The sequence below is a fragment of the Buttiauxella sp. B2 genome, from assembly GCF_006376615.1.
Lineage (GTDB): Bacteria > Pseudomonadota > Gammaproteobacteria > Enterobacterales > Enterobacteriaceae > Buttiauxella.
The window spans coordinates 1-4,183 of record NZ_VEXQ01000056.1; the positions used below are offsets into that span (position 1 = coordinate 1).

Annotated in this window: 5 protein-coding genes and 1 pseudogene; all 6 read right to left on the minus strand. The window is 57.4% G+C overall.

Features of this window, described 5'->3' with window-relative positions:
* Positions 1-171, minus strand: a pseudogene (locus FH968_RS23305) (phage late control D family protein); the annotation flags it as partial.
* Positions 171-632, minus strand: a complete 462-nt coding sequence (locus tag FH968_RS23310; protein ID WP_139883832.1) for a phage tail protein — start codon at positions 630-632, stop codon at positions 171-173. The gene FH968_RS23310 and the pseudogene FH968_RS23305, both read right to left, overlap by 1 nt.
* 12 nt (positions 633-644) lie before the next feature.
* A complete protein-coding gene (locus FH968_RS23315; RefSeq protein ID WP_139883834.1) occupies positions 645-3,095 on the minus strand; it encodes a phage tail tape measure protein in 2,451 nt (816 codons plus the stop codon).
* The gene (locus tag FH968_RS23320) at positions 3,088-3,222 is read right to left on the minus strand and encodes a GpE family phage tail protein (RefSeq protein ID WP_139883836.1); all 135 of its coding nucleotides are present in this window, start codon (positions 3,220-3,222) and stop codon (positions 3,088-3,090) included. The genes FH968_RS23315 and FH968_RS23320 overlap by 8 nt, the downstream gene beginning before the upstream one ends.
* Before the next feature lie 17 nt (positions 3,223-3,239).
* On the minus strand, positions 3,240-3,545 hold the full coding sequence (locus FH968_RS23325; protein WP_139883838.1) for a phage tail assembly protein: 306 nt from the start codon (positions 3,543-3,545) through the stop codon (positions 3,240-3,242).
* A 58-nt stretch (positions 3,546-3,603) separates the two neighbouring features.
* The gene (locus tag FH968_RS23330; RefSeq protein WP_121814355.1) at positions 3,604-4,125 is read right to left on the minus strand and encodes a phage major tail tube protein; all 522 of its coding nucleotides are present in this window, start codon (positions 4,123-4,125) and stop codon (positions 3,604-3,606) included.
* Positions 4,126-4,183 lie beyond the last annotated feature (58 nt).

The window sequence follows — 4,183 nt, forward strand, 5'->3', positions numbered from 1 at the left end:
AGTGTCGTCGAGTTCGATATCAAGCTGGTCAGCTTCAAAACCCCGGTTATCCGACAGACTGAGGCTTATCAGCCGGTCGCTGATATTGCGGGTGATATCCTGATTATTGAGTGTCAGCATAAACGCCGGTGCCAGCGTTGCCCCCACATCGGGAGTTATTCCGGTCAGCATTAAAATAACCCTCCGATGTTGCTCTGCATATTCCCGACCAGACTGTCGGCCTGCTTCTGAATATCGCCAAACATGGCCGTCAGGGACTCATCCACGCGCGTGAGGTTGACGGTAAAATCAATTTTGCGCGCCGAGCCGTCGGCAAAAAACTCGGTGTAGGTCTCGCTCACCGAATTAATCACAAACATGCCGTAAATGGTGCCGCTACCATCGAGCAACGGCCACGCGCGCCCTTCATCCGCCATCAGGTTAAGTGCCAGCAGTGACAATTTCCCGCCGGTGATTTCCGGCAGCAGGCTTCCGGTGAGGGCGATTTTTTCCTCGTTAACGCCGAGAAACTGCATCGCCGGTCGCTGGCCGACGCGACTGTTTGACGGCCAGCGGTAATCCACATCCCGTTGCAGGCTCTGGTACGGCAGCGTCTGTAACTGAAAAACAAACATGCCGAGGGCAAGCATCATCGTGATTTCTCCTTAGTCGTGCATCATGCTGGCGCGCTGCTTCGCTCGTTTCTCGCGCTCGTATTTTTCCAGGCTGTCACGGAGCTGGCGGTCAAGCTCACCGCCGTTCTGCACGCCGCCCCCGATGGCAATGTGATACTCGTTGCGACTCTGGTCGGTATAGCTTTTACCGGCACTGGCCGTGACCGGCTGATAACTGCCGTAACTTCCGGTCAGCAGCCCACCCGACGGGGAATAACCACTACTTGCGCCGTTCGTCCAGGCATTGACCTTTTCGGCTTTTGCATCAAGCTGGCCTGACTCCTGGTTAATGAGCCCGAGCTTCTCCAGCACATAATCAATCCCGCTACGTAGTGCGGTGACGGGTGCCAGCGCGAGTCTGAATGCTCCGGCCAGCGCCTGCCCGACGGCAACGCCCGAATCTTTCCAGGCATCGAGCGTGTCTTTGCTAGCTTTCACCGGTGCTATCAGCTCGGTGAACCACTGCCACACCGCCCGGAGTTTCTGTACCACCGCCTCAAATAGCGGGATAAACGGGGCGAACATCTCCCCGACCGGTGCAAAGGCGGCGGCAATTCCCTCGACCACACCGGAGAAAAATGCCCCCAGTGGCTCCCAGTATTTACGGATCATCAACGCACCGCCGACGATAAGCGCACCCACGGCCACAATCGGCCAGGTGAGCGCACCGAGCACCGTCATAATCGCACCACCGGCCACGGTAAACGCAGTGCCGAGCAGACCGGCAGCGGCAATCATGGCGTTCACCCCGGCAATCACCGGCCATGCCACCAGACCAATGGCACCGACCATGCCCACCACGGTAAGTGCTACACCGCCGACTTTGAGCAAGGTCTGTGCGAGTCCTTTGTTCTGCACAATCCAGTGGTCAAGGTTGAGCACATACTTTGTGGTGGTCTGCGTCAGCTTACGGAGCGACGACTCCTGCTGGTCAAACAGGTCAGTACCGACCGCCTCATAGGCCGACTGAAATTCTTTAAAGTCACCACCGAGGTTGTCCTGCATCACTTTAACCAGCTCCGCCGTTTTACCGTCCGAGGCTTTAAAGGTGGCGGTGAGTTTGTCGAGTTTGCCGGTCATCGCATCGGTCATCAGCACGGCTGCCGCCGAGCTGGCTTCCTCACCAAAGATGACCTTCATGTACTCGGCGCGCTGTGTGTCACCGAGCTTATTTTTCTCAAAGCTGCCCTGCATTTCTTTGAGGATGGTAAACAGCGGGCGCATATTGCCCTTACTGTCTGCATTCCTGACACCAAGCTCGCCGAGCGCCGCCTTCGCCTGGCCGACCGGTGCCTGCAACCGGCTGATGACTGCACGGCTTCCCGTCCCCGCCATCGAACCGGTGATTTTCGCATCGTGCAGCGCACCCGCCATGGCGGCAGTTTCTTCGATACTGATCCCGGCATTTTTTGCCACCGGTGCGACATAGGTGAGCGCATCACTCAGCCCGTTAAAATCGGCGGCGGTCTTGTTCATCGTGGTCGACAGCACATCACCAATGTGCGCGACCTTGTCGTTTGACAGCTGGAAAGCCGAGCGCATCCCCATCAGCAGGGCGGCGTTTTCTTCCATCGTGCGTTGGTTAGCGAGCGCCATATTCAGCGTGACCGGTGTTGCGGCCTGAATCGCAGCACTGTCGCCACCGGCTTTGGCGATAATAATCTGCGCCCCGGCGGCGTCATCGGCTGAGGCTGCGGTGTTGTCACCGAGCTGGCGTGCCTGTTTACGCAGGGCGTCCATTTCCGGTGAGGATTTTTCCACCCCGAGTACGGCCTGCAACTCGGCATTTTTCTGCGCGAAGTCATAGCCCGGTTTGAGTATGCCCACGCCAGCCGCCACACCGGCGGTTGCCATGCCGACACCGGCGGCACCCACCGCGCCAGCCGTTCCGGCCAGCTCCTTACCGGCCTGATAGCGGTTTTTGACCGCGTTGAGTTTTGCCTGCTTCGCGCTGACCTGCTCGAGCGCCAGCTTCTGCCGGTTAAGCTGGTTCGTCGTCTCGCTGATACGGCCTTTCAGGCTCTTTTCATCGCGGGTGAGATTGCGGGTATTAATGCCTACTTGCCCGAGTTCGCGCTGCTGGCGCTTCACGGACTCGGTGAGGCTGTTAACTTTGGTCTGCAACCCGTCTGCCGCCGCTTTTGCCGTTGCCAGCGCTTTAGCCTGCTCGCGCGTCGGGCGTTCGGTATTTCTGAACTGCGTGGCAAGCGCTTCGGCTTCGGCCTTTACTTTCTGCAGTGACTGACCGGTGACGGCCAGTTGTGCGCTGGTTTTACGAAAACCCTCAATGCGTGATGCCTGACCGTTGAGGTCTTTAAGGGTTTTCTGTGTGTTGCGGATATCCCCCGACAGCGTTTTGCTTGCGGTCTGAATGTGTTTAAACGGGCGCGTTGCCTGGTCAACGGCCTTGAGCAGCACTTCGATTCTGACGTTATTACTCATAGGAGTTCCCGCTTCGCTGGAGCGCCTTTTCGCGCCACAGGATGAGTTCGCTCAGGCTCAGAGGGTAGAGTTCTGACGGCGGCCAGTGAAATATCACCGCAATATCCGCCATCAGGTCATCGACCATCAGCCCCGGCGGAAAGGTTACGCCGCCGACGTCGGTGCCAAAAAACCGATCACCTTCGCGGCAATCGTCATCATGTCCGGCAGCTCAAGGCGAATGATTTCGGCCTCGGTCAGTGCCGGACAGGTCATACGCGGCAGCACCTTGATCAGTGCGTTCACATCCGAGCTTGCCACATCGGCAAGACTCACCCCACGCAGGGTGCCCGCCGTCGGTTTAATCAGGGTGAGGGTTTTAATGACGTCATCACCGCGTTTTATAGGTGTTTCCAGGGTGATGAGGTTCGGATTTTCTGCGGTTTTTGCTGTGGCTTTTACTTTGCTCATTTCGTTTACTCCGGGAATGTTTAAGGGGTAACCGGCCAGACACCTGACCGGGCAGACATCAGGACAGGCCGATATTGCGGCGGCGCTGCTCAAGACGGTCGACGCCGTTGACCTTCTCAATCATGTTGAGGGTGTCGATTTCAATCAGCTCCTTGCCGTTCATCGTCAGCTTGTAGTAAGTGCAAACGGTGGTGATTTTGGTCTCGGTGTCCTCACCCTGTTTGCTGTCACCACCGTCAAATTCTTTATGACGACCACGCACCACCACCTCGACGGCGGTTTCTTCTTCGGTGTCGTCGCGCTGATACGAGCCTGCAAAGCGTAGCGGTACGCTGGAAGCACCCGGCAGCGCGTACTGCGCCCAGAGCTCTTCATCCGGGAAGCCGCCGAGCGTCCACTCAATCGTGAGCGCATCATCATCGAGACCAAAATCCACCTGCGCGGCACCGTTCATGCCACCACCACGATAATTTTCCAGCTTGCGGGTGAGTTTCGGCAGCGTCACCGAGGACACCACGCCCATATAACTGAGACCGTCGTTAAACAGGTTGAGTGATTTAAGTTTGCGGGGCATTGCCATTTGAGTGCTCCTTATCCGTTAACCGAGGCAATCAGGTTCACCAGATATTTATCGGTGA